Origin of the sequence: Telmatobacter sp. DSM 110680, from assembly GCF_039994875.1 — a bacterium.
Classification (GTDB): domain Bacteria; phylum Acidobacteriota; class Terriglobia; order Terriglobales; family Acidobacteriaceae; genus Telmatobacter.
The window spans coordinates 3,415,213-3,439,220 of the sequence record NZ_CP121196.1; the positions used below are offsets into that span (position 1 = coordinate 3,415,213).

Below are 24,008 nucleotides of genomic sequence, written 5' to 3' on the forward strand. Positions count from 1 at the left end.
CAACCCAGCCCTCCGTAAACACTACGAAGCAACTGGAAAAGATTAGACTCTCCACCGGGCCTCCTGCACCACGCTGTTGAAAGACGGACCACCCAGCACTACCGAACACGATCTGTATTTGTAACGTCAGACTCTCGGAGGGCAGGATGTCTACCGACTTACAGTTTCTCGAAGAGTGGATTCCCGAAAAAATGGACCCTGGTACGGTTTTCGTCCTTGAAAACCAGTCCAAACTTGGCCACGCCCAGAACCCATACATCGCCGTCATGTCCTGCCCGCGCTGCGGCACCATGGGGTTGATCACCCGCCGTCAGCTCTGCGAGAAAGAGGCGATGATCTGCGGCGGAGACACCTGCTCAGCAGAGTACAAACTCGAAGGCGAAAACATCCGCTTCCGTCACCCGCAATAGCCCACCCCATTGATCAGTTTTGCAGGGTATGGTCTTCAGCCCATTACCGAGTGCAGAACCCATGCGGCTTTGAGCCCCGGAAGGATTCTCTGTTTTTAGACTGAGAAGCCAATCCTGACAACACTTCTTCTGGCAACTTCGTAGTTCGAAGCGGCTAACGATGCACCCTCGGTCCGCTCGTTTCGATTTACCATAGAGCTAACGCCCACCCAGGCCCGGATGGCGAAATTGGCAGACGCAGCGGACTTAAAATCCGCAGGCCGCAAGGCCGTGGGGGTTCAAGTCCCCCTCCGGGCACCAATGAAATCAATAATTTGCATCGGAAATGGCACTCTGAACTGAGGTGGCCTTTGGCGTCTGGTGCCTGTTTTAGTGCCTGTTGGCCCCATCAGTGCTTGTTGGGATTACGGACTGCGCCGGAGATGCGGTCAACTACCCCCAAGTTGTGGGCCGGACTCAGGTGCGCGTACTTTGCAGCCATTGCAATGGTCTTGTGTCCAGCGGCGACCTGAATCTCATTGATCGATGCTCCGTTCATCGCCAGCCAAGAGCAGAAGGTATGACGGTTGCAGTGCCAAACATAGGCGGTGATCCCAGCTTCCTTGAGGCAAGGGTGGAACCACCGGTCAGTCACGAAGTCCTTTACGGGGTTCGGGAACACCATGGCGGTCCGCTTCCGGCCGGGTGACCGGACGGACTTGATTGCGGTGATCGCATCGGCATTAAGATGTACAGTTCGTCGTGAGAAGTTCTTCGTCTTGCCGAGTTCGATTACGCGCCGATCAAGATCAACCTGGTTCCAGCTGGTTGTGTACTGCTCCGACAATCTCATCCCGGTGTGTACACTCACGATGAACTCCGCCAGATGTTCGGGACACTGACGCTCGATGGCCTTGTACAGTCGGTCGTACTCTTCGTAACTCAGGAACCGAACGCGGCCGGGCGGTTCCTTGCGCTGCCGAACAAGGCGCGCTGGATTCGATTCAGCGTTGCCGTTGATCATCGCTTGTTTCCAAACCAGGGACAGGAACGCGCGATACCGGTTCGATGTTGCTGGAGTTTTGAACCTCCGGGTCAGCCAAGAATCGATCTCTTGAGGCTTGATGGACGATGCGATCCTTGGGCCGAACTCCGCACACACAATGCTTGCCTTGCTTGCATAATCGCGATATCGGCTGTTGTGAGCTTTGGCATACTCAAGCGCGTCGTCGACCAGTGAAGAAAGGGTAAGCCTCCCATGGCGCAAATCGGGCAACTTGCGTCCGCGTCTTGCCGTAGCTTTACGGTCTCGGTAGGCGTCGATCGCGTCACCGCGGGTTCCGATGCACTCGCGGTGCTGGACACCTTCGGCGTAATAATTGATCCACCAGACCCCAGAGCTTTTCGGCCGCTCGAAGACTCCCCGTACCTTCTTAATCTCTCTCTTTGCCATGGTCTTGCTCTTGCGCGTGTTAATGCGGACCAGTCGTACTAAAGTCCGACTATGCACACAAAGGAATGGGTCAGGAGAAGCCTGACCCATTCTGGATCAACTTGAGGATTGAATCAGGCAGCTTTGTCCTGGTTGTTGTCCTCTTTGGGCCGTTTTGGCTTCTTTGTGGATCCGTAGTGGTTCATACTAGCCCAGCTCTTCAGGCTTCTGGCTGTGATGAGCGTCCGGCGCCCGATCTTTCTTGTCTCGAATTCTCCCCGAGACAGGGCATAATCGACCACCCTTACGCTCACAGACAGACACTCTGCGGCTGACTTCCTTCCGTACAGCAAGCGCTCTACTTCGGACATTACCTGAACATCCTCGAGGCTTCTGCTGTGACGATGACAGTTACAGTTTTTCTTTTCATGGTTCTCTTTCCGTCTCACGCTGGTTGCTGCTGAGACATGTGTAAAACAGAAGACGCACGCTTGCGCGTTTGAATTTACGCCTCTGTTTTCCTTTGGGCCCCGGCCGGGGCGGCATCTAATGGAAGCATGCTGTCGTGCATTGTATGGCCTGATTGCACGGTTAGCTGGTGATGCGACCAACACGATCTGGTGTTTGCATAATCTGAGGTAACCTCTATCCCTTAGCTTTAGGTGGACTGGTTCTTTCTCCCAACAACGTACGATGAACGTGGACACTCGAATCCCCGTGGTGAATTCTGTGCTTATCCGTTTCGTTCACATAACCTCAGGCAAATGCCCAGGGGATCACCCAGGTGGCAGCTCCGTGTCAAGTGGACTCAAACCAGCAGGGGCCGAGCTGGTCCCATGACAACTTCCGTCACTTCGCGCGCAAGGGCTTCTTGCGCGCACTTAACGGTCTTCAAATCCAGCGAAGGGTAACTAGTTGGGGGCGTTCAGCGGTTCCCGGGCTTCTGCTGGACCACCCCCTCGGTTGGCCGCAACTAACATTTGATTTCGATTGATTGATTCAGGTGTGCGCAATCTCCTTTGTGCCTCCAAGGAAACGGGAGAGGCTGAGTTTGCGTCTTAGAATATGGCAGCATCTGCTGTCCCAAAAAGCCTCTCACACTTCTGGGAACACCCCTGACGGTTGGGATGCCGGTTCATGAGGCGGGATGACAGTTGAATGATTCGCTGTCACTGACGCCGGCGAAAGCCGGGAACTACTATCCCAAACTCGACAGGACGCCTCACGGGCAAGACTCCGGGCAGGGAAGCCTGTTGTTCTGAGAACCCCACGTCTAGGGAAGTCGATTGACGATTCTGTACAAGATCACTGGCCATTTTTCCTCTCATCGGATCTACCTCACCCAGCGCATCTTCCCAAGTCGACCTGCTTCCGCCGAGCGCCTTCATTAGGTTCCGCAGTCCCGTGGCTAGGTTGATCTGCCTGTCACAATCCAAAGCGCCCAGGCTGATTCCTTTGAAGAAAGCAGACCGTGCGTCTCCCATCGGAACGACGCCAATTGCCTGACCAGAAGTAGGCAAATCGTTCATCAGCTTCCTAAGATCCCGCAAAACACTAGGGAGGTCCGCTGGGTATTGAAGACCTAACGTGGATCCTACTGTTTTGAAAAACTCGATAAGAAATTCGGCGAGTTCGCGGCGTCGTGTCTCAATCGCGTTGGGTCGAGCCTTCGGATCTGGACGTGGAGGCAGAACAACCTTGTTTGAAAATGCTTTCTTGGCAACGAAAGCCTTTGGCTGATGAACTGGTGGGCTTGGCGCAACTGCAACTTGGACCGGCGGCTTCACGATCGGAGCTTGTTTCCGTGGAACCTCCACTTGCTTGGTAGGTGGAGTCGAGTCCACGGTTGCCCTTCCCCGGTTCTTTGCCATCAATCCTTCCTCCCATCCCAATCGAGGCGCGACGTATTTCAACAACTCGGCTTGGGCGATTGGGTCCTCTTGATTTTTGAGCATATACAGAAAGTTGCGTTCGCCCACTCGGCGACGACGGCAATCGTGAACGAATCGCCGAATGATGTCGCGAAGCAGTTTTTCATTCGTGATCTGCGGTCTCTCAGCTGCGATCGCCGTCTTCGCCATTGAAACCAGAAGGTCAATCCATTGCCGCTGTGTTCGTCTTAAGTTGGGGCTCCCGGGCCGAAATGACCTGAAATAGGCCAGACGATATTTCATCCAACGAAGGTGCTCGCGCCATTCATTGGAAAGTGTCTTAAATTCGCCACTGGTTGAGTTTTTAAGGAACTGGCGCGTGGCGCGCTTCATCTCGTGCTCTAGGAATCTGAGACAGCGCTTTATTCTCAGCGCCAGATTCTTGACTGGGTTAGGATCCACGCCTTGGCCCTTTGGACCTAGAGGTTTCGACTTACGATTCTTTTGAGCTTCAAATCGCTCAATTTTGAGTGTGACTCGCGCTGCAAAGGCGGCACCGCGAAGTTCGAAAGCGTCCAGCTTAAACGTGCCTCCCGTCGATCTCTTTGGCCTAAGCTTGGTGCAGAGCCCTAAAGTGCGGTTCATCATGGAGGGGCTGAACGTGCCGCTATTGAATTTGCGTGGTAACGGCTGGATCCGGAACGGATAACTGGTTAGCGACTCTCCAACGGACTCCCACGCTGCGTACGAGCAGAGGATATGGTTCAATCCGGTCCAGATCAGGTCTGTCTGGAATTTGCTGAGCCGCACGGAAACCAGTTCTGGGTTCGAAGGCAACGGAACAATCTTTCTTGAAATGCTCCGAGATTTACACAACTTTATTTGGACGATAGGGGATTGATGATCCTTTGCGTTGTGACAGGGCGCACAACCCCGTGGTCAAAGCGCTTGTCGGGATACGGGAAAACAGATTGTGGCGATAATTGCGCTTTTCGATGCTGGGTTGCCAAAACTTTGCACGTCAGCTAAAACGTGAGTTGCGCTTCGAATCCCGCCACGTGCCAACCATATCTGTCACGGAATGCTCTGTAGGTTCCCTGTGCCATGCACACATTCCCACAGAGGTAGCCACCTTGCAACTCGACTTTGGAGTCGGAGACATTTTGAACGGCACCAAGATCAAAGATTACGGACTGTTTCTTTTTCGCGTCCACAACTGTCATCTGTCCGTTCTCTTTGAGCTTTTCACAGGCAGATGCTCCCTTTACATGCAAGGCCCGAAGACGCTGTCGCAGAGCCGCGTCTGGATCTGCGCCGTTGATTTTGACGCAGTAGGTATGTATTGATGGCTGCCAGGCTTTGACTTGGAAACGTATCACGGCTTCGTACAGATCGAGACTGTTTGAATTGGCTTCGCTCGGACTACCGGCAGTCTGATGCAATAACGGTGATGCCATCATTAGTGCGGTCGGACCGAGCAGCAGCAGAGGAACGATTCGCATATCAAGCTTGATGCTATAACGAAAATCGCTTGAATGAACACTCACAATGTTACTTTAGGTCTGTCCTGAATCTCAGAAAAGTTGGAACGATCACTTACAGGCTTCAACTGGAGTTTGGAGCGGGAGATTCAATCTATGAGCTCGCCTTCTTAATGGAATGCCTTTTTCGGGTCTATTCACCCGGCAAGGGAAGAGCCGCAGGGGAAAAGCATCGCGCTGGAACTGTCATCTTAATTCTGCCAATCACAACGCGCTGTTAGCAATGTGAGATTCATCAGCGTTGCTCGCCAATGAAGTCATGGCCTCCCATATTCTGGTTCGCCGGACTGAATTTCTGATTCTTGCTAGGTGCACCGAAATGACCTGAATGATTACATACTCTTCAAGCGTCGCAGAGCGACCTAGACTCTCTGTGGTTCTCAAATTCGCTGTGATCGAGCCCACATCTCCAAACCTAATGAGAATGAGACGATCCAGCTGATGCTTTACTCTCATGCGTCGGCTCTGGATCAATATCAAATCGGCCTGAAACTTCGGAAATTACGAATCGGGAAGCGACTCACCCTCTCTCGCCTAGCAGGCGAGACAGGACTATCAACCGCTCTCCTTTCAAAGCTTGAGTCCGAGCGAATGACTCCAACCCTGCAGACTCTCTCCAGGATCTGCCGCGTGTACGGGGTTTCTTTGAGCTACTTCTTCGCGGATCCAAAGAGACATAGTCTATCAATCACGCGCAAAGGCCATCTCGAAGCAGTTCGTGGATCGCAAGAATCTGTAAGGCAAATCCCGCTTCATTACGAGCATATCGGATCGACTCGATGCGTTGCCAGTTTGATTGAATTTCCTCCTAAGCTCATGGTTGCGGCCTCAGAATCAGATCAAGGATTATCGTGTCTCATCTACGTGATCGAAGGTAGGTTGGATCTGAATATAGGCAGAGACAAGGATGTCCTTGTCGCAGGTGATTGTGCTTGCCTCGACACCGACATGGTTGTCACCTGGGGAACTGCAGCACAGATGCCGTGCCATGTGTTGTTTGTGAAGGTGTGAGCGGCAGAATGGCAATCTCGGACTCCCAAAGCCTTTCGCGCGACAATGGGGTGTGAAATGAGGCAAAATGTAGGAGGAGGACTTGAGAACGATCGAGTAAGGGTGACCTCGCAAGCACACACTCGCTCTCTAACCGATCTTGGGGAAACGGCCTTTAGCCCGTTGGGAACGACTGGCGGGAGCCTCTCTCGAAGTATGATGGTCGAACTGGCATCAGTTTAAGACCCAACTGTCTCGAATGAAGCAAGAAGAAAAATGAAGAATGTCAGCGGTCTGCTGTTAGAGGCTGAGAAACCCTCGAAGTGAGCGTTCTAGATTAGTTCAAGCATCTTCCATTCCTCAATCACGTTTGAATTTGTTGATTCCTCAGATGAGACTTTTGCGAGTTATTCGCCAAACAAATCCCGAATCTGGCGGTCCCATTGAAGGCCTCCTCCGCAGTTCTGAGGTTCTCATTCGTAACGGACATGAGGTTGAGGTCGTAAGTCTGGAATCAGCCGATGAGGCCGAATCACGCGGATTTTCCTTTCCCGTGACTGGTCTTGGTCGCGGCATTGGCAAATATGGTTACAACCCAAAGCTCATCCCCTGGGTTAAAGAGAATGCGCGAAGATTTGACGCAGTTGTTCTTCATGGGCTCTGGAATTACTCGTCAGTAGGGGCATGGCGAGGCCTGAAGAATCAATCCATCCCATTCTTCGTCTTCATTCACGGCATGATGGACCCATGGTTTCGACACCGCTGCCCACTGAAACATATTTTGAAATCTGTGTATTGGCAGGTGGCGGAGGGACGTGTCTTGAATGACGCCGCTGGTGTACTTTTTACGAGCGAAGAAGAATGCAGTCGCGCGCGCGGCGTGTTTTATGGGAAATCCTACAAGGAGCGTGTTGTCCGCTATGGTGTCCCAAGCCCACCTAGGGATGAACCAATGCAGAAGGCAAAATTCTCATCCAGGTTCCCGAATCTTGAGGACAAGCGCTTCCTCCTATTTCTAGGCAGAATTCATCCTAAGAAAGGATGCGATCTCTTACTTAAGGGTTTCGCCGAAGCTCGGAACGAAATTGGTCCCGAGATCCAGCTTGCAATTGCTGGCCCCGGTTCGTCGAGTTATATTGCAGAACTGAAACGGTTGGCATATGAATTGATGATTGCCAATCAAGTTCACTGGTTGGGCATGTTGCGAGATGACGTTAAATGGGGCGCTCTCCATTCAGCAGAGGCATTTATTCTGCCGTCTCACCAGGAGAACTTCGGGATCGCGGTGGCAGAGGCGATGTCGTGCTCGACCCCGGTCTTAATCAGCGACAAGGTAAACATCTGGCGTGAAATTGCTGCATCGCGAGGTGGATTGGTTCAGGCCGACACCGCGGTCGGCACATACAATTTAATCCGCGATTTTTACCGCCTATCCGAAGCGGAACGTACACAAATGGGTGTAGCGGCGCGCGAAGGCTTTCTGCGCAATTTCGAGATAGAGGCTGCAGCACTCGATTTTGCTCGTGCAATTGGGTTTGCTCCTTCCGTTGCGTCTGAGGCGTCGCGTAATAAGAAAATTCTGCAGGTGATTCACAGCACCGTTCCCGAGTCGGGCGGCCCAATCGAGGCTGTGCGCCGCATTTCAGAGGTACTCATCAGTGAGGGCCATCAAGTCGAAGTCGCCTGTCTCGAGACAGAAGAAGAAGCGTCTTCCCGCGCTTTTCCTTTTCCAATTGTGGGTCTTGGAGAGGGAAAAGGCAGATTTGGGTATAACCCTACTTTCACGAACTGGATCAGGGAAAACGCTAAAGACTTTGATGCAGTTATTCTTCACGGACTTTGGAATTATTCCTCGCTTGGTGCGTGGCTCGGACTACGAAGAAGTTCTACTCCGTACTTCATCTATTCACACGGTATGCTGGATCGCTACTTTCGCGATCGCTATCCAGTTAAGCACCTCGCAAAGCAACTCTATTGGTGGCTTGCCGAAGGTCGAGTCCTGCGGGATGCCCTCGCAGTGCTTTTCACATGTGAAGAAGAACGAATTCGGGCACGTAATGTTTTTCTCGGATATATGTATCGAGAACGGATAGTTCGATTCGGCACAATGGATCCTGGCGCCGATGGAGTGAGCGAGAAGGTCGCATTTCGATCCTCGCTGCCCGCACTGGGAGACAGGCCCTTTCTCCTGTTTCTCAGTCGAATTCATCCGAAGAAGGGTTGCGATCTACTAATTCGTGCGTTCGCCTGTAACCTTGATCAGATTCCACCCGACCTCGATCTGGTTATTGCCGGTCCAGACCAGGTTGGCTTGACGCCGGGTCTCAAAAGCTTGGCCAATCAACTTGGTATCGGTCAAAGGATTCACTGGCCCGGCATGTTGAAGGGTGAACTCAAATGGGGAGCGTTTCGATCTGCCGAGGCAATGATTTTGCCGTCTCATCAGGAGAATTTTGGCATCGTTGTCGCGGAATCAATGGCGTGTTCCACTCCAGTTCTTATCAGCGACAAAGTAAATGTCTGGCGCGAGGTCGTGTCATCGCAGGCGGGCCTCGTAGAGCCCGACACTCTTCAAGGAACTACGAACCTGATACACAGATTTGCCACTATGTCCGAGAGTGAGCGCATCATGATGAAGAGTGCAGCACGTCAGGGCTTTCTAAAACATTTCACGATGGAAGCAACGGCATCTGATTTTTTGCAGCTAATGGACATGGTCAAGCGGGCAAACTGAAGCAACGCTTCGCCCAATTGAATGGTTTTATCGAGAAGAATACGCCGGAGTGCGCATGATGGTTTCACCGATGGCAACCACCCGACCGATAGTCCCCAGGCAGATTTGGCTCTCCAGGCGCTTGCCGCACATCACTGTCAATCCCTTTTGCCATATGGTGCAGCTGCACTTGTCGCCCCGTGATCGTTCCCGGATATTTTATGTTCGTCGAAGAGACGGCGGAGCACGGGACAATCCCCGCAGGATGTTTATCGTTTGCTGCCGGACCTTGGCCCTTGATACCACGTCTGGTTACTGAAATCCCTAGGGAACTTAACCACCTCGACGATATTCGAGCGGCTGTTTTTCGCTGCTGGCTGGTGCCTCGCCTTCTCCAGGAGATTAGTGTCAATGCAATGGGGGATGTGAAAGGCGAAAATCAGAGGCGCCCAAAAGAGAAACATGCTGCGGTGGTCCGATGGTCCCCCGGTGATTGGGTCGCAAGGAGGACGGGCAGATCAATCCTCGCCGCGTCTTCTCATTTTTTCATAAATGAAACATGCGAGAATCATCAAAGGCCAGGTTACGATAACGCTGTCTCCATGCCATTCACTGTAAATGAAAGCGGCGTGACTCACTTCGGCGTAACCCTTAACACCGTGGTGATATCCCCACACGTAATACCTGTCTGCTTCGATCTTGCCCCTTATGGCATTGCCGCCAAGATAAAAGGTTCCAGCGAAGAACAAGGCAAAGTTCAAAATGCTCAGAATCAACGCAGTAAAGAACAGCTTTCGCAGAAACTGGTGCGACAGCTTGTGCGCGAAGTCCCGTCGAACTGCTTGCGACACGTCTCTAGAAGACTCAATCTCGAGGTCGTTCACCATTGCAGCATTGTATCGCTCAATTTATCGGCAAATTAACTACAGACTTCCCGGTCAGGTCAGGTTGTGGCTACAGGATCGCCTCGCCTCGAAGCGAACCGGGTCGAACCCGAAGCAATTCGTTTGCGAGTTCCAGTTCCGGCAGAATCTAAGTTCATTGCTCTGCCAAACAATAAGTGGCACTTTTCTATCGATGCATCGCGTGGAGCAGTGAAGTGTTGAAGTATTAGAGCATTTAGCCCATTAGAAATCACGCGGAAAACCAAAGCGTTGTGGTATCCCTCAGTTGCTGGATAGTGAATTGGCTGCAACGCGACTACGGACTCGCTCCCAGTGGGGCCGCCTCATTATGACCTTCTTTCCGCCGATGTGGGATTCAAATAAGAGATCATTCTTCTTGCCGAACTGAGTTTTAGATGGGAGGCTGATACAGGGAAGTCCGGCTCGCTGTTTGCAGACAGGACATGAGATCTCTAGGGCAGCCGGTTTATGCTGGAGTTTGGCCTCAGACTTGAGTTCGGCGATTCGGGCTTCAATCATGTGTCGGAGTTCGTCAACTGAGGATCCAGATTCGGCCTCCTTCAACACTTGGAGAGAGAGGCGCAACGTTGCGAGAAAATCGATCTGAGCTTGCGAGTCCATTTTCGGTGATTGGGAACCCATCTTTCATGCAGATGCCTGTTGTTGCTCCAGGTTTCCCAAACATTCAAGTGTCGACGCCAAGGTTAATCCACTGAAATGGTACTTTCGTGTAATAGGTACTGTTTGCCGATCTGCAGAGTTGGGTCGGTTTCGCGCTTGGCAAGTAAACCCCTTCATTGGAGCTACTCCCGAATCGACTCGCCCAATGAGCCGCATCCTCGGGAATAAGCCAGGTTCGCCTGACCGGGCAATACGGCTCTAACGCCGTCGAATTAGTGGGTTGGGTACTTGGTCATCCGACCATGCCTTTAAGCTCTCAGAACATGGGTCCCTGACTGACTCTGCCGACTGAGCGGCATAAGCTTGAATCGCCTTGTAAGCTGCGAACTGCGCTGAGCGAGCAGTGGGATACTCAACTTCACTTATTGGGGCATACGGGCCTGTAAAACCCGCTTCGCGATAGCCGCAAGTCCAAGTGCCTCTCCTGGTTTGGCACACGACCATCTCGTAGCCGAAAGCAGAGAGTGCGTAAGTCATCGGGGAGGATTATATCGGAGGGGATAACCTTTAATTCCAATGAAATGAGACCTGAAGAGAAGAGGGCAAAATGAGCTAGGCGTGACAGAGTGGGTGTCGGAAGTAGAAATCTTCACGAGGTCCACCTTTGTATACACGTTCAGGAGCATCGTTTGCCGGTCCGTGCGGCGTCCTGAATTACATGCGAGTTCGGAAATCTTCCACGACATACGGTAAGTATTCAAGTGGATCATCTGGACAGTGAAGGCTGAAATGCCTCCGTGCTGCCGTGACTTCAGCAACAAAATGTTCAACCTCCGGCTCTCGCTCTTCGGCGATGTGGATTGAAGACGTCTGATCCGTAAGTGCGCACACGCGCGCCGCGAGTTCAACGAGTCGAGTACCCTTGCCACAACCAATGTTCATTGGCCGAGTGGGGCAGGGAAGTTGCACGGCGCGGGTCAAGACGTCGAGCAGGTTCTCGATCCAAACTAAATCGAGCAGCTTGTTCTTGCCGTATATGGTGATTGGCTCCGCACGGAGTGCCCGCTCGATGAACAGCGGAATCACACGGCCGCGATCTCGAGTTCCGTATACATTGGAGAGACGGAGTATTGTGAGTTCTAGTCCGCAAGCGGCATATTCCGCACAGACTTTTTCGGCGGCAACCTTGCTGGCGCCATAGATATTCTTCGGGTTTAGAGGTGAGGACTCTAGAACCGGCAAGTTCGCTGCTTCGCCATATACTTCGCGTGAAGAAGCGAGTACAACGCGCCGAACGCCTGTCTGGCGCGCGGCTTCCAGAACCTGGCGCGTCCCCTCAACGTTGGTCCGAATTGCGGCCGCGGGATTGTTTACGCAATCGAGAACGTTAGAGAGCGCGGCGAAGTGGAAGACGACTTCGGTGCCGACCATTTCAGCACGAAGACGCTCAAAGTCGAGGATGTTGCCGTAAACAATTCGGATGGCTTTGCCAGTTTGTGAAAGATTCTCGAGGCGCCCGCGAGAAAAGTCGTCGAACACGGACACATGTCCATATTGATCGCGCACCAGGCGATCGACGAGGTTACTTCCAATAAAACCCGCTCCACCAGTAACGAGAATCTTCATAGAGAAAAAGATGTTTGCGATTCTATATGGCCGAGAGAATGCCCACTTGAATTCTACACAGGGTCTCGATAGCGAAGTTGGATGGATGCAGAATGTGGAATTGAGGAAGTGGGAAGTCTGGACCATCTGTGAGTCCGGTAGCCCCGGCGTTCTCGCCCCTGAACCAATTCAAGGATCGAATGAGAGGTGCCCTTCAAGATCTTCCACTTGGTAGAATCACCTCGAATGGTTAACGGATCCCACGGTGATGTAGAAGGACACACCTCTGTAGCAACCACAAAAGAGCCTCACCTGCAGCCTGTTTCTTCGCTCAAGCAGCGCCTAGCAAGGTTCACGTGGTTGATCTGCTGGTGCATTTTCTACCGCTGCTCGCCGCGACCTTTTCATTCATGGCGTGCACTGCTGTTGCGCCTTTTCGGAGCAAAGATGGGGCCGAACTGTCATTTCTATCCAACTTCGCGGCTGTGGGCCCCGTGGAATCTGATCTGCGAAGATCAGGTGACTGCCGGGGATGGTGCAGAGATCTACAACCCCGCACCGGTTCACCTTGGTACGCACGCCATTCTTTCGCAGGGTTCTTATCTTTGTGGAGCTGCGCATGACCTGGATGATCCGTCGTTGCCCCTTGTGGCCTACAGGATGGAAGTGGGTGCGTATGCATGGATCTGTGCGCGGGCCAGTGTTTCGCCGGGCGTCAAGGTAGGGGAAGGTGCGGTGCTCGGCCTCGCCTCAGTGGCGACACGCGACCTGGAGCCGTGGGGTGTGTACGCCGGTGTGCCGGCGGTAAAGGTGAAAGACCGCCGGCGTGTTCACTAGGAGTTGAACTTTACAGAGAACCCCTGTGAGGCCTAATCCCCTACAGCGAATAGCCGGATCTGCTACTTCCATTCCAACAACATGCTCCCTTGCGGTTTAGGTTCATGACCGACACTGCCGTCCAAAGTCAGGAGGTTTCCTCTTGATTTAATCGAGATCTGTTGATCGGGGAAGGTTCGTTTTTCTCCGGATTCGCTTTTTTCTCTGGATTCGCGCAGTTGCGCAGTAAAGAGAGAACGTCGGGAGCGCATCGGAGCCTCGCGGGAAGCAGTAGATTGGCGCAAAGCCAAGAAGGGATAAGGGTTAGACTTGTTTTACTGCCGGTTTGCCGGGAGTGGATCTGGAAGGTGGCAAACCGACCGCCGGAAGGAAAAGACGTGGTCTGCAAAGCCAGCTGGTCCACATAGGTGGTCGAATTAAACGGCTGGAGATTAAAGGATGATCCCATCGATGGTCAGCCCGTCCACGGAGTCCGTGAGGTAGATGGAGCGTGATGCCTGGTCCAGCACGTAGGCGTCGTATTCCAGGCGCAGGGCGATGGCCTTGGCGCCATCCCATACCCAGAGCCGGCCGCGGTCATCAAACGAGATCCCCTTGATCTCGGTGACCAGGCTGGACAGATCGAAGCTGGCCAGCGGGACCAGCTGCTGGTTGATCCAGGGCACGCGGTCTTCGACTACGCTGCCGTCAGAATCAATCGCCTGTATAGAGAATACGTAGCTTCCTGGTGCAGCCAAAGGAATGAAGAAGGGTCTTTGGCTGAATGCTCATATGAGCACAAACTAAGGATGGAGTTAAATCCAGGCAGTCCTACTTGACGGGCTGCCCGATTAGGAGTACCCATATGAGTAAAGTATCTGCATGCACTTCTTCGTTCTTCCGAAATCCAGAACGCTTCCGCCGCGGCCTCTGGGGCATATTGTTCGGCGAGGAAATCCAGTTCCGGCGCCAGAAGCGCGGGCTATCGATCAAGAATGCGGCCAAACGGGCCGGCAGCTCCGTCGAGGAATGGCAGGCCATGGAGGCTGGCCAAGTCCCCGAGTCCTGGGAGCAACTGTGTGCCTTCGGGAGGGGCCTCGGAGAGAAAAAGCTGGTCATGGCCTCCCTGGTGATCCTCTATTCCGGAGCCTGGGAGGATGGCGATAGTCTATCCGGCCAAGTTAGGCATAGGTACTCATAACCAGATACACTCACCCCGAAGAGGAGGTGAGCCAGATCAAACCCGTAAAGCAGAAGGTGAAACGCATGAACCTGAACGTACCCGTTGAGTTGCACAACAACTTCAAGGCAACCACCGCCGCACAAGGACTCAACATGACCGATGTTTTGATGGAGTTCATCAAGGGCTACGTCGACAAGAAGTCTCCCAAGGGGCGGCGCAAGTGAAACGCACCGCTCTCTATCTCAGGGTGTCGACTGTCGACCAGCATCCGGAGACTCAGGGGTATGACCTGCGCCAGATGGCCGTTCAGCGCGGCTATGAGATCACGCAGGAGTATACCGACCGGATCAGCGGCGTGAAGTCACGCCGGCCTGCTCTGGATGATCTAATGCGCGATGCCCGCCGGGGGCGTTTCGACGTAGTCCTGGTCTGGGCCTGCGATCGTATCGCCCGCTCGACCAGGCATCTGCTCGAGGTGCTCGACGAGCTGAACCACCTCGGCATCGAGTTCGTCTCGTTCCGCGAACAGATGGACACCGGCGGTCCGCTGGGCCGTGCCATCGTTGTGATCATCGGGGTCGTCGCTGAACTGGAGCGCAACCTGATCATCGAGCGCGTGCGATCCGAAATGCGGCGCGCTCGACTCGAAGGCCGTCAGATCGGAAGAAAACCGCTTGACCTCGACCGCGAAGCCATCCTTCGCGATCGCCAGCACGGTCTGAGCCTGCGCCAGATCGCCGACGTTCACCGCATCAGCCGTGCCACTGCGCATCGTGTCGTCAACGCCCAGAACACTGCCGGCGCTACTGTCTCACAAGGGGTGTGAAAACATCCCCACTAAACCCAAGCAAATGAACGGCCGAATCTCACCGATTCGGCCGTCTCATAACGTATAGGTTAAGGTACAGGCTAGATCACTTTTAATGCCCTTCGCTTTAGAATCCGTTGTGCACGAATCTCGCGAAGAACAACAATCATAGGGGCACAGATTCACCCGGGATTTGCGGCGAGCTTCAGCCTCTATATCGCCGTTCTCCATGAAGTCCGGGTTCATCTCTCCTAATCTGACGACAGAGAATCACAATCGTACAAACGAGAGACCCAACATAAATGCAAAGAACGGTGAATACCAGAGCCACTAACGTGTAAATCATCTAGTCTCCAATTTCAGGCGATCTGTACGTTATCGGATCTCTGTGCGCACACAAACATAAGAGCCTACCTTCACAGTATAGCCATCAGTGGGAACGCGGAACGCCTAACAATCGGACAATTCGTTTGGTAGGCGGACGGGTCCGGTCATGTTAGGGCTGCGGCGCGGCTTTGTTTCAGTACGTCGCCCGGACGCATGTCGAACCCGGCCTAGGAGAAATCGCCTATTCAGCCAAGTCGCCATTTTTCGCCGATTCCCCGCCCGCCGTGGAAAACTACCTGAAGAGTAAAGCCATCAAACTGGAACAGCAGCAGTGATGAGTTGTCACTGACCTCGAATGGCTACCCTATTCCTTGATTAATAGTCCAATCAAGATTGCAGTATCCCTTATTCGTCTATCTCCCGCGAAACAAACGACATAGCAGAACCCGGCCTAAACCGAATGGTAAAGTGAGGAAATGAGCGTCAGACAACGCGCAGCCACTGCTTCTCTCATCGCAGTTACGACCGTGCTGGCAGGATTCCTGAGTATCGGGCCAGCGGTCTTAGCCGAGACACCCGCAGCAGCTGAAGGCGGTGCCCAAACAATTCCCGACACTGGTCGCCCGGTTCCCGTTTGTGAGCCCTCGACACTCGATTCCCCATACATCCCCGTCGACAGCTGGGTTTATCCAGCGGTCTTCCGGCTCTATGGTCTTGGCTATGTCGACACAGTATTTCTCAACATGCGCCCATGGACCCGCGCGAGCCTGGACCATATGCTCGAGCAGGCTGCCGCGCGCATCGAAGACGCGCAAGACACGCCCGACGCAACGTCGAACGAGGCTCAGCAGATCTATGAGGCTCTCGATCGCGAGATTCACCCAGATATGCAGGGCCCTTGCCTTGCTTTCAAAGGCCACACACGCATCGAATCAATCTACTCCACTTCTCGCGCTATCACCGGTACCCCTCTCCACGATAGCTTTCACCTCGGCCAGACGGTCATTAACGACTATGGTCGCCCCGACGAGAACGGATTCAACAACTACACGGGCATCAGCGGATACGCATCGGCTGGCCGATTCCTGGTCTACGCGCGCGGCGAGTTCCAGGCGGCGCCTTCCGCCACTGGATACTCTCCAGCGCTTGCACAACAACTCTCCGAAATCGATGGCATACCATTCATCGATCCGAAAACCGGCCATCCCTACCATCAAATGACGATTCCGCTGGGCCCCATCGATACAACGGTTCATGCCCGTGTTCTCGAAGCCTACGTCTCCGCGAATATTCTTCATCACGAAATCTCGCTTGGGAAACAGGATGATTGGCTTGGTCCGGGCTTGGGCGCCGGATTCGCGTACTCCAATAACGCTGAGAACCTCTATACGTTCCGCATCAATCGCATCGAGCCTTTGCACGTCCCCGGGTTATCGTATGTGACAGGGCCGTTCCGCTATGAATTCATGATCGGCGGACTGCACGGCCACACGTACGTTCCCAATCCCGCTTATCCCGGCGCAGGCCAGCCGAATGTGATCACTCCAGGCGACCCCTGGATGCATCTCGAAAAGATCAGCTTCCGTCCAACAGAAAACCTGGAATTCGGCTTTGAACGCACAGCCATCTGGGGCGGACAAGGTCATGGACCCATCACGATACACACATTTCTCAAGAGCTTCTTTAGCTTCGCCTCTCCTCCCGCTGGAGAGAAGCTTGGCCGCAACGATCCGGGGGCACGCTTCGGTGCCTTCGATTTTTCTTACCGGCTGCCGTTCGTGCGCAACTGGCTCACTCTTTACTCTGACGGCGAGGTTCACGATGACGTATCTCCCATCGATGCGCCGCGTCGCGCGGCATGGCGTCCAGGCCTCTATTTGTCTCACGTTCCCGGCTTGCCAAAAGTCGACGTTCGCGCTGAAGCTGTCTACACAGATCCTCCGGTCTCCACCAGCGGAGGCGGCCACTTCATGTATTGGGAATCCCTTCAGAGACACGGATACACCAACAATGGGCAGATCTTTGGCGATTGGATCGGTCGCGAAGCCAAGGGCGGACAAGGTTGGATCGCTTATCACCTCAGCGGCAACGAGTGGATTCAGGTAGGCATCAGAAATCAGAAGGCTGCCAAAGATTTCATCCAGGGCGGCACAACGATCAACGACATTAAATTCCAGGTCGTGAAGCGTATCGGCAAGGACCTCGAGGTCAACGGCAGCTTCGCCTTCGAAAAATGGAAGGCCCCAATCTATCTACCGGGTCAGCAGACAGTCACCACCACCGCTGTCCAGTTCACTTGGTATCCCCAAAGAAAACTGGCTTTCTAATTATTAGAGGGGGCAGCTGGCCACAATTGTGAATACAACGCGCAACTGGCGCGGCGGTCCAATATGTCAGCGAATTCCTAGCGCCGTTCAAGAGTAATGTCGGGAAAAAACCGCCGACCATTACGCAGGCAAGCCACCTCGATTGGGGGTCAGAACTATATTCCCAACTACGTCTTTGGGAATAAAGCGCTCGCGGGAGAAAATTGGAATGGCGAGTGCCCCTCGCGGCACCAAACGCATCTAGGTAGGTGTATACAGGTGCTCTAACGATCACCTGGCGGACGTCTCTATAAACAAACCTCACATGAGGAGAATATGAAATGGTTGCGAATCTGCTTGCCGTCATAACTCTCAGTTTCATTTCCCTTTCCTGCGTAGCGCAGGTGGTACCTGCGGTCACAACTCATCCTCCGCTCTCCACCTCGCTTGGAGCGGGTATCAACTATTGGTCGGGCGATTGGGAGCGTGGGGACATCAACAGATGGGGCCCTTCAGCTTGGGGAACCATCACGATCTGGCATGACCTCAGTATCATCGCAGAAGGCCACTCCATGATCGTGGGTGGAAACAATGCAGCGTCGACCTACAAATACTTTACAAGTGGAGGCGGCCTGATCTATACGTCCGATTATTGGGGTAGGTTTCAGCCTATGTTCAAGGGCGAAGCGGGTTTTGCAAGCCTATCCCACCCCTCTAATTCCTCGGGCCATTTGCACCATACAAGCAATATCTGGACACTTGGAGGCGGCGTGGAATATCACACAGGCGGTCATCTGTGGACCCACGTCGAGTATTCATATGACTTCTTCCCTAATTTTCACAGCAGTATTACGAATCAGAACCACTCCCTCAATCCGCGAGGCTTCACTTTCGGAGAGACATATCGTTTTGGCCAATCGGGCACCCGTTTCTAATCCAACCCGCAAAGAATGATTTACGTTTCCTGATACGAGACCGGTGAGAAGCGAGAGTAATCATGGCGTCGCACTTGATTTGGCCATTTTCCAATTCTCGCCGTTACACTCGATAAGTTTGTAGCCTTCATGATGAGTCGATTTCGGGCAGCGCCGGACTCATGCAGGGTTCATGTAAGGTCTACTCAATCGAGTCAGCAATCGTTGAATCGCCGATGGACGTCCCAGGGTCGTCACCTTCGATGGGATCGGCGTCTATCGAATGAATTTGAATCTTGAGCGCTTGTCACCATCGACCTAGCATCAAGGCTTATACCAGTAGGACAGAATCAATCTGCGATCGCCGTCCTGACAGCCTCAAGCAGGTCTGAATGATGTAGAGACAGATAGCTTCCCACTTGCGAATCGGCTAGCATCTTCTTAATAAAACCTGAGCATACAGTCAGCGTGAGAACATCCTTGCCGTATGACTCCTCGATGGTTTTAAGATCCTTGACAAGCCGATCCGTTTCCATTCCCAGCATCTCTTGAGCAGCTACAGAATTAGCCGCGATTCTTGGCTTAGGTGTGGGTTTTACGAGCAGTTCGGGCTTGGTGACTGCCAGAAGGGCTTTGGCAAATGTGACGGAATACGTGGCTCCAGCAGTCATATGCTCTGCTGCCTCGACCTGTCTGACCGGCTTCATTTTTCGCAACACCGGGAAAACGCCGACGGCGACCTTTTGGTTGCGTAAAACCAGAATAGCTTCAGGACAGATGCCATTCAGCATATTACGCTTCAGTCTAATATTCTTTATATCTACATTCAAGGCTTCTGCGAGACGCTTTTCCGGAACGCCATTCTCGATAGCCTTGAGAATCATGAAATACTGACCAACAGTTGAAATGCAGTTTAGATGTTTGTTGTATGTGTAGGCCTCATCATCTGTTGCCAGCGTGCAACGAGCTTCGCTAATGCCAAGTTCCTTAAGCACGCCGAGGCGAGTATGGCCATCGAGAAGCAAATACTCGTCAGGGCTTTTCGGATACACCACCAAAGCCTCAATAATACCGATTGCTTTGATCGACTGAAAGATTTGTTTGTACTTGGCGGTTTGCCGATGCTCCGGAACGAGAGGACGCTGAGGGACGATTTTTGTCAATGGAATGGTGTACTCAAACTTCTCAAATGCGATGTGCACCGGTTTGGTCATCTGATTAGCGCTCCCTCGCACGCGAGTTCACTCGGGATGTCCTGCAAGTTCTCTTCGCGGAGAAGTGTAATGAAACTCTCATCTGCGAGAAGGGTCTTCATTGCAGACTTGAGAAGTAACAGTTTATCCCGCGTATTTGAAGCACGTCTTACCAAGGCTTGCTGTTCTCTGGTACGCCTTTCGTACTCTCTAACGAGTGCCCGACCGCTTCGTCCCGAGTCCTGAGGAGGTCCGCCCAATTCAGGTACCCTCGTACCACGAGCCGCGATGATGCGCTTTGCTTGCTGTAGCTTCGCACCTCGAAGTTCCCCACTTTCATATGCTTGAGAGAGTGCGGCCCGAATGTCAGGTTCCTCCGCAGTGGCAATCACCAGTGCGATAGACAGCGGAATCTTACGGGCTTCAACCGCCTCAACGAGGGCTAATTCATTCCGATCAATTAAGCGGCCAAGCGCCGCGACGTAGCTAACATCGCATCCGAGCTTCAAAGCGATCTGTTTGGTTCCGTATCCTCGATTCTTAAGAGACATCACCTCGCGAAGCAGTCCTTTGTTCGAAGATTGATGTCGTGCTATGTTCTCGACGAGGCTCATTACGAATTGGTCTTCTCTCGATGCCTCAACAACGTTGGCGGGAATTGTTTGTTGTCCCAGGGCTAAGAAGGCTTCAATTCGGCCTTGTCCGCAGATCAGGTCATACTGAGTTCCGTCTTCGGCAGCGGCTCTTTTAGCTACCGTGATGGGCTTCTTTAAACCGACTGTTTCAATACTGCTTACAACCGCTGCAAAGCGCTTCTTCTTGCGCGTTCTCGGATTGACGATCCGGATTTCGCAGATAGGGATATCCAAAAGAGCTTTTTGCCTCATAAAGAATCTCCTACTTGCCTACGTCGGCAAATCTGATAGATAGGATCGAGGTTGTCAAAACGATAAACGTCGAAAACAATTGAATTCTCTGCTGCAAGAACGAACTTCTCAGGTAGATGTTCTCTATTCGGGAAGAGGTAATAGTCCATGATGTGGGTATTGTCTTCGCTCATTCTGGCTATCACAGTCAGATCGCAAAATGAAGATTTAGGCCGAATGCGCCAACGCATAGTGCCGAATGGCTTGCAGCACTTTGCGATGATCAATCGCAGCGTGAAGTCTCCATTTATCCTCAGGATTCCGGCTCGCGGATCAAATACAACGACTGCACCGTTTGCTTCCAGCTGTGATGAGATCTTGTTGATGCATTCCACTTGTAGAGCATTAACCACGCGATTGATGTCTAAGAACGACAAATCACGCTGCGGGCTGTATCCGAGTTTTTCATACGCTCGTCTTAAGCTGCCGAACCGGTCCGAAATACACCGACTTTTATGCCTACGCATTTCATCATTAATCACTTTTGCTGAGAGCCTTCCCTTAGAGATGAGCAGCGATCGTAGCTGGTCGAGCACTTCATCATCAGTCGGTCTGTGGTTCATTGATTCGATGATTTTCGCCGCCCGCTCAAACATATCTGGGGATATGATCGAAGGAAAGGCACCCTCCCGGCGGATCCACAGTGGTTCTGGGTTGGGGATTGCGCGCTGCTTCAACTTGCAAGACCTTCTGTTATAAACGTTGGCACCGATGTACTTGGGATTTATCAGAATCTCGTGGACTAGATAGTACGACCAAGGCCGTTTGGCTCCGCTCGGAATCCCTCGCGCGTTTAGTTCGTTTGCAATTCGTGATCGGGTCTTTGACTCTTCGACAAACGAATGGTAAATCTCGTGTACGATCTTCAGTTCTTCTTCAGGACCTGGCACCAATACGACCCGGTCAGTCTGCAAGCACTTTATTTCGCCTTTATGGAGGATTCCTTTCGGACGGCCTTCATGATCGACAAGCATGCGCCGCAATCCAAAACCGACGGGGCCGCCCTGGCGGTAACCGAGCTCAATCAATCTGCATTGCCCAGCAAATACCTTGTCCGACAGTTCGCGGCTGTATTCGGCGGCCATCGTCCGTTTTAGAGCCTTGAAAATGACCGACGAAAAACTCCCATTGTTAATGAATGGTTCTGCGCAGTAATGGACGATAACGCCGGCGCGTTTACACACATACTCCCAGTAGCTGCTCTCGTCTACATCTTGAAAGCGTCCCCAGCGGCTCACGTCATATACCAAAATCGCTTTAAAATCCGCTAATCCGCTTTGAACAAGCGAAAACAGATCGACAAGTCCCGCTCTGCCGTCCAAGCTGAGGCCACTTTTTCCCTCATCCGCAAACGTGCGGACGATGACCATCCGATGATTTTGTGCGTACAATGCGATCGCATCTAGCTGATGTTGAATGGAATAGCACTGGCGATCGGTCGACATCCTAACGTACTGTGCCGCACGCAAGGACCGGATGCCTGGAGTTTCCACTCCTTCTTGGCAGGTTACCCGATTTTGTGAAATCTCCGATTGGATGGAGACCGGATTTGTCGACATGGCCACTCCTAAACACATGACCACTTGGCTTGCCGCTCTTTTGCCGACACATTTTGTACCACTTTATTTATCACAAAATTGTGCCGATGTCTACGATCGTAGACATTTATTTGGCGCCGAGCAGCAACCATGTAGGAGTGTCCGCAGAAATCAAGACGCGATTTGGGGCAAGACTCCGAGCATTGAGGGCCAGCAGGGGATGGACCCAGGCAGAAATGGCTGATCTGTTGGCGATCAACCGGGGCTACTTGTCCCAACTCGAAACTGGACAGCGAGACCCGAGCTTGACCGTCCTGCAAACTCTTGCAGATGGTCTATCCATCACGCTATCGCATCTCCTAAAAGGGCTCTGAACAGATCTGCGACTTTCGAGTTTCCTGTGCCTGCACGTCTCTGCCGCGCCTCGGAAAGCTCGCCAAGAGCGGGGCAGGGCTCGTTCGCTCATCGGCTTCCGGTTGTCGTCACCGACGATCTAAGCCTAGTTTCCACACGCAACGAGGTATGTGGTCGACTCTGCAGTCCGTTTCTCATGTTGGTCACGACATCCTTTTGCCGCTCGTAATGGGATGCGCCAGCGTCGTCCTTACGGTTACTGTCTCAGTATCTTTCCGTCGTCTGCAGCCTGCACCTGAAGCTACCATCGAGATCCGCGTCATCCAAAGTAGCTAACTTCTGAACCGATCAACTTCGTGGCGAACTCGATGCCCAGGAAATGCCAAGCCCATGTACGTAGGGCGTTAATTGATGTATCGGGAAGCAACCGCCAATCCTGACGTTACACATTCTCGTGCAAAACAAGAAGGAGTTTTTGCGACCAGAATGCGAGCTACGTCTAGGATAGAAGGGAGAGTAGGGTTCACAGAGGCGTCAACTGACAGGAGATTTCATTGCTTCAGAGTACCCGCAGTTTTCGGCAGCAAAGTAGAAAAGCATTAGAAGGAAAGAGTCCACGCTTTTCTTACCCAATGTGGGTTCTATCCCTGCTGATTTGCACGCTCATTATGGCAGTGGTATTCGTATGCTTTGACGTGCCGATTGCCCGTCGAGTTTACGGGATGTTGTCATCCGCTGAAAGCTTGGCCACGGGATTTGGAAGTGCCGTTCTTCTCGGCATCGAAGCCGCTGTTGCGCTTGCACTCGTGTTCATTCGAATAACGCGTGGACATCTGTCGCCTTCTCGCGAGGCGACGCTGCTCGCATGCCTGGCTTCCATCTGTGCTTACGCAATCAATGACAGCACCCTGAAGTTCTTTTTTGGGGTTCCGAACCCTCTGGCCGTGTTACATGGATCCCAACATGCTTTCAACTTTCTGCATGGATCTTCGAGCAGCAGCTTTCCTTCGGGACACATGGTCCTTGCCGGCGCTTTCGCCGGTGTTTTCATGCGACTTTATCGGACCAGTATCTTGCCGCTTTCCGTATTTCTACTCGTCCCGTCAGTGCTGCTCATTTTGGGTGAATGGCATTTCGTCAGTGATGTGATCGCCGGAACATTTGTCGGCGTCTCGGCTGGCCTTCTGGCCAGCGAAGTCTGGCTCGCTCATTCAAGATAGGCGTTACGCTTACTGGCTTCCGAAGGTATTGCTGTTGGGCAGGAAGTAGCGTTCAAAAGAAGCATCATCGGCCTATGGCAAGGAGGCCAGAGGTCTCGTGCTGTTCAATGCTGGCCTGCTGCACCATCGCGCGAGACTATTCGCCGTCGAACCCACCCACATTGGACGAATCTAGCGTTTTTCGAGTGAGGGTTGTGCGGTGACTGCGACCTTGTGGGTCCTCGTCGCAGTGTTGAGTTGCAGCCGATCGGCAGCTAGTTTCAGCCGCAACCAAATAGAAGTGGCGAACCGCGCCCCGTCGAGTTCGTTACTCTTGGATCAGCGTCCAACCGTCAAATCACCACTCTGGTCAACGT

At 52.8% G+C, this 24,008-nt stretch carries 19 protein-coding genes and 1 tRNA gene; 11 read left to right on the plus strand and 9 right to left on the minus strand.

The window, feature by feature from the left end; translation table 11 throughout:
* The first annotated feature begins 146 nt into the window (after positions 1–146).
* Entirely contained in the window at positions 147–410 is a 264-nt protein-coding gene (locus tag P8935_RS14070; RefSeq protein WP_348260932.1) for a hypothetical protein, read from the plus strand.
* Between the two features lie 213 nt (positions 411–623).
* Positions 624–710: transfer RNA gene (locus P8935_RS14075), tRNA-Leu, on the plus strand.
* 88 nt (positions 711–798) lie between these two features.
* Here the strand turns inward: P8935_RS14075 and P8935_RS14080 are convergent.
* The 3 genes from P8935_RS14080 to P8935_RS14090 form a co-directional block, all read right to left on the minus strand.
* Positions 799–1,842, minus strand: a complete 1,044-nt coding sequence (locus tag P8935_RS14080; protein WP_348260933.1) for a site-specific integrase — start codon at positions 1,840–1,842, stop codon at positions 799–801.
* Positions 1,843–2,990: 1,148 nt separating this feature from the next.
* On the minus strand, positions 2,991–4,085 hold the full coding sequence (locus tag P8935_RS14085; RefSeq protein ID WP_348260934.1) for a hypothetical protein: 1,095 nt from the start codon (positions 4,083–4,085) through the stop codon (positions 2,991–2,993).
* Between the two features lie 632 nt (positions 4,086–4,717).
* Positions 4,718–5,194, minus strand: coding sequence for a hypothetical protein (locus tag P8935_RS14090; RefSeq protein ID WP_348260935.1), 477 nt, complete (start codon positions 5,192–5,194; stop codon positions 4,718–4,720).
* Positions 5,195–6,614: 1,420 nt separating this feature from the next.
* Here P8935_RS14090 and P8935_RS14095 point away from each other — a divergent pair.
* Positions 6,615–8,957, plus strand: a complete 2,343-nt coding sequence (locus P8935_RS14095) for a glycosyltransferase (RefSeq protein ID WP_348260936.1) — start codon at positions 6,615–6,617, stop codon at positions 8,955–8,957.
* A 497-nt stretch (positions 8,958–9,454) separates the two neighbouring features.
* Here P8935_RS14095 and P8935_RS14100 read toward each other — a convergent pair whose 3' ends face one another.
* Both P8935_RS14100 and P8935_RS14105 read right to left on the minus strand, forming a co-directional pair.
* Positions 9,455–9,823 carry a hypothetical protein gene (locus tag P8935_RS14100; protein WP_348260937.1) on the minus strand — a complete coding sequence of 123 codons (369 nt, stop codon included), beginning with the start codon at positions 9,821–9,823 and terminating at the stop codon, positions 9,455–9,457.
* Between the two features lie 1,353 nt (positions 9,824–11,176).
* The gene (locus P8935_RS14105) at positions 11,177–12,088 is read right to left on the minus strand and encodes an NAD-dependent epimerase/dehydratase family protein (protein WP_348260938.1); all 912 of its coding nucleotides are present in this window, start codon (positions 12,086–12,088) and stop codon (positions 11,177–11,179) included.
* A gap of 426 nt (positions 12,089–12,514) precedes the next feature.
* On the opposite strand from P8935_RS14105, the gene P8935_RS14110 reads away from it, so the two are divergent.
* Positions 12,515–12,904 (plus strand): hypothetical protein, encoded by a 390-nt coding sequence (locus P8935_RS14110; protein ID WP_348260939.1) that lies wholly within the window; start codon positions 12,515–12,517, stop codon positions 12,902–12,904.
* A 431-nt stretch (positions 12,905–13,335) separates the two neighbouring features.
* On the opposite strand, the gene P8935_RS14115 is transcribed toward P8935_RS14110, so the two are convergent.
* Positions 13,336–13,641: a hypothetical protein gene (locus P8935_RS14115; protein ID WP_348260940.1), complete on the minus strand. Its 306-nt coding sequence runs from the start codon at positions 13,639–13,641 to the stop codon at positions 13,336–13,338.
* 107 nt (positions 13,642–13,748) lie between these two features.
* On the opposite strand from P8935_RS14115, the gene P8935_RS14120 reads away from it, so the two are divergent.
* The 5 genes from P8935_RS14120 to P8935_RS14140 all read left to right on the plus strand — a co-directional run bounded on the left by P8935_RS14120 (position 13,749) and on the right by P8935_RS14140 (position 18,442).
* Entirely contained in the window at positions 13,749–14,084 is a 336-nt protein-coding gene (locus tag P8935_RS14120) for a helix-turn-helix transcriptional regulator (RefSeq protein WP_348260941.1), read from the plus strand.
* Between the two features lie 26 nt (positions 14,085–14,110).
* Positions 14,111–14,290 carry a plasmid partition protein ParG gene (locus P8935_RS14125; protein ID WP_348260942.1) on the plus strand — a complete coding sequence of 60 codons (180 nt, stop codon included), beginning with the start codon at positions 14,111–14,113 and terminating at the stop codon, positions 14,288–14,290.
* Entirely contained in the window at positions 14,287–14,892 is a 606-nt protein-coding gene (locus P8935_RS14130; RefSeq protein ID WP_348260943.1) for a recombinase family protein, read from the plus strand. Before P8935_RS14125 ends, P8935_RS14130 begins: the two co-directional genes overlap by 4 nt.
* A 785-nt stretch (positions 14,893–15,677) precedes the next feature.
* On the plus strand, positions 15,678–17,528 hold the full coding sequence (locus P8935_RS14135) for a capsule assembly Wzi family protein (RefSeq protein WP_348260944.1): 1,851 nt from the start codon (positions 15,678–15,680) through the stop codon (positions 17,526–17,528).
* A 320-nt stretch (positions 17,529–17,848) separates the two neighbouring features.
* Entirely contained in the window at positions 17,849–18,442 is a 594-nt protein-coding gene (locus P8935_RS14140) for a hypothetical protein (protein WP_348260945.1), read from the plus strand.
* 329 nt (positions 18,443–18,771) lie between these two features.
* On the opposite strand, the gene P8935_RS14145 is transcribed toward P8935_RS14140, so the two are convergent.
* Genes P8935_RS14145 through P8935_RS14155 form a run of 3 tightly spaced genes read right to left on the minus strand, consistent with a single transcriptional unit; the run spans position 18,772 to position 22,099 of the window.
* A complete protein-coding gene (locus P8935_RS14145; RefSeq protein WP_348260946.1) occupies positions 18,772–19,635 on the minus strand; it encodes a plasmid partitioning protein RepB C-terminal domain-containing protein in 864 nt (287 codons plus the stop codon).
* The gene (locus tag P8935_RS14150; protein WP_348260947.1) at positions 19,632–20,501 is read right to left on the minus strand and encodes a ParB N-terminal domain-containing protein; all 870 of its coding nucleotides are present in this window, start codon (positions 20,499–20,501) and stop codon (positions 19,632–19,634) included. Before P8935_RS14150 ends, P8935_RS14145 begins: the two co-directional genes overlap by 4 nt.
* Positions 20,498–22,099, minus strand: a complete 1,602-nt coding sequence (locus tag P8935_RS14155) for a recombinase family protein (protein WP_348260948.1) — start codon at positions 22,097–22,099, stop codon at positions 20,498–20,500. The genes P8935_RS14150 and P8935_RS14155 overlap by 4 nt, the downstream gene beginning before the upstream one ends.
* An 86-nt stretch (positions 22,100–22,185) precedes the next feature.
* Between P8935_RS14155 and P8935_RS14160 the strand changes: the two genes are divergently transcribed.
* Positions 22,186–22,452, plus strand: coding sequence for a helix-turn-helix transcriptional regulator (locus P8935_RS14160; RefSeq protein WP_348260949.1), 267 nt, complete (start codon positions 22,186–22,188; stop codon positions 22,450–22,452).
* A 648-nt stretch (positions 22,453–23,100) separates the two neighbouring features.
* A complete protein-coding gene (locus P8935_RS14165; protein ID WP_348260950.1) occupies positions 23,101–23,652 on the plus strand; it encodes a phosphatase PAP2 family protein in 552 nt (183 codons plus the stop codon).
* Positions 23,653–24,008 lie beyond the last annotated feature (356 nt).

Bases quoted from the DNA above. Each gene is read 5' to 3' on its own strand.
- P8935_RS14090 (WP_348260935.1), bottom strand. From the start codon at position 5,194: ATGCGAATCGTTCCTCTGCTGCTGCTCGGTCCGACCGCACTAATGATG.
- P8935_RS14120 (WP_348260941.1), top strand. From the start codon at position 13,749: ATGAGTAAAGTATCTGCATGCACTTCTTCGTTCTTCCGAAATCCAGAA.
- P8935_RS14140 (WP_348260945.1), top strand. From the start codon at position 17,849: ATGGTTGCGAATCTGCTTGCCGTCATAACTCTCAGTTTCATTTCCCTT.
- P8935_RS14110 (WP_348260939.1), top strand. From the start codon at position 12,515: ATGGGGCCGAACTGTCATTTCTATCCAACTTCGCGGCTGTGGGCCCCG.
- P8935_RS14155 (WP_348260948.1), bottom strand. From the start codon at position 22,099: ATGTCGACAAATCCGGTCTCCATCCAATCGGAGATTTCACAAAATCGG.
- P8935_RS14135 (WP_348260944.1), top strand. From the start codon at position 15,678: ATGAGCGTCAGACAACGCGCAGCCACTGCTTCTCTCATCGCAGTTACG.
- P8935_RS14080 (WP_348260933.1), bottom strand. From the start codon at position 1,842: ATGGCAAAGAGAGAGATTAAGAAGGTACGGGGAGTCTTCGAGCGGCCG.
- P8935_RS14085 (WP_348260934.1), bottom strand. From the start codon at position 4,085: ATGAAGCGCGCCACGCGCCAGTTCCTTAAAAACTCAACCAGTGGCGAA.
- P8935_RS14150 (WP_348260947.1), bottom strand. From the start codon at position 20,501: ATGAGGCAAAAAGCTCTTTTGGATATCCCTATCTGCGAAATCCGGATC.
- P8935_RS14160 (WP_348260949.1), top strand. From the start codon at position 22,186: ATGTCTACGATCGTAGACATTTATTTGGCGCCGAGCAGCAACCATGTA.
- P8935_RS14070 (WP_348260932.1), top strand. From the start codon at position 147: ATGTCTACCGACTTACAGTTTCTCGAAGAGTGGATTCCCGAAAAAATG.
- P8935_RS14165 (WP_348260950.1), top strand. From the start codon at position 23,101: ATGGCAGTGGTATTCGTATGCTTTGACGTGCCGATTGCCCGTCGAGTT.
- P8935_RS14095 (WP_348260936.1), top strand. From the start codon at position 6,615: ATGAGACTTTTGCGAGTTATTCGCCAAACAAATCCCGAATCTGGCGGT.
- P8935_RS14100 (WP_348260937.1), bottom strand. From the start codon at position 9,823: ATGGTGAACGACCTCGAGATTGAGTCTTCTAGAGACGTGTCGCAAGCA.
- P8935_RS14105 (WP_348260938.1), bottom strand. From the start codon at position 12,088: ATGAAGATTCTCGTTACTGGTGGAGCGGGTTTTATTGGAAGTAACCTC.
- P8935_RS14145 (WP_348260946.1), bottom strand. From the start codon at position 19,635: ATGACCAAACCGGTGCACATCGCATTTGAGAAGTTTGAGTACACCATT.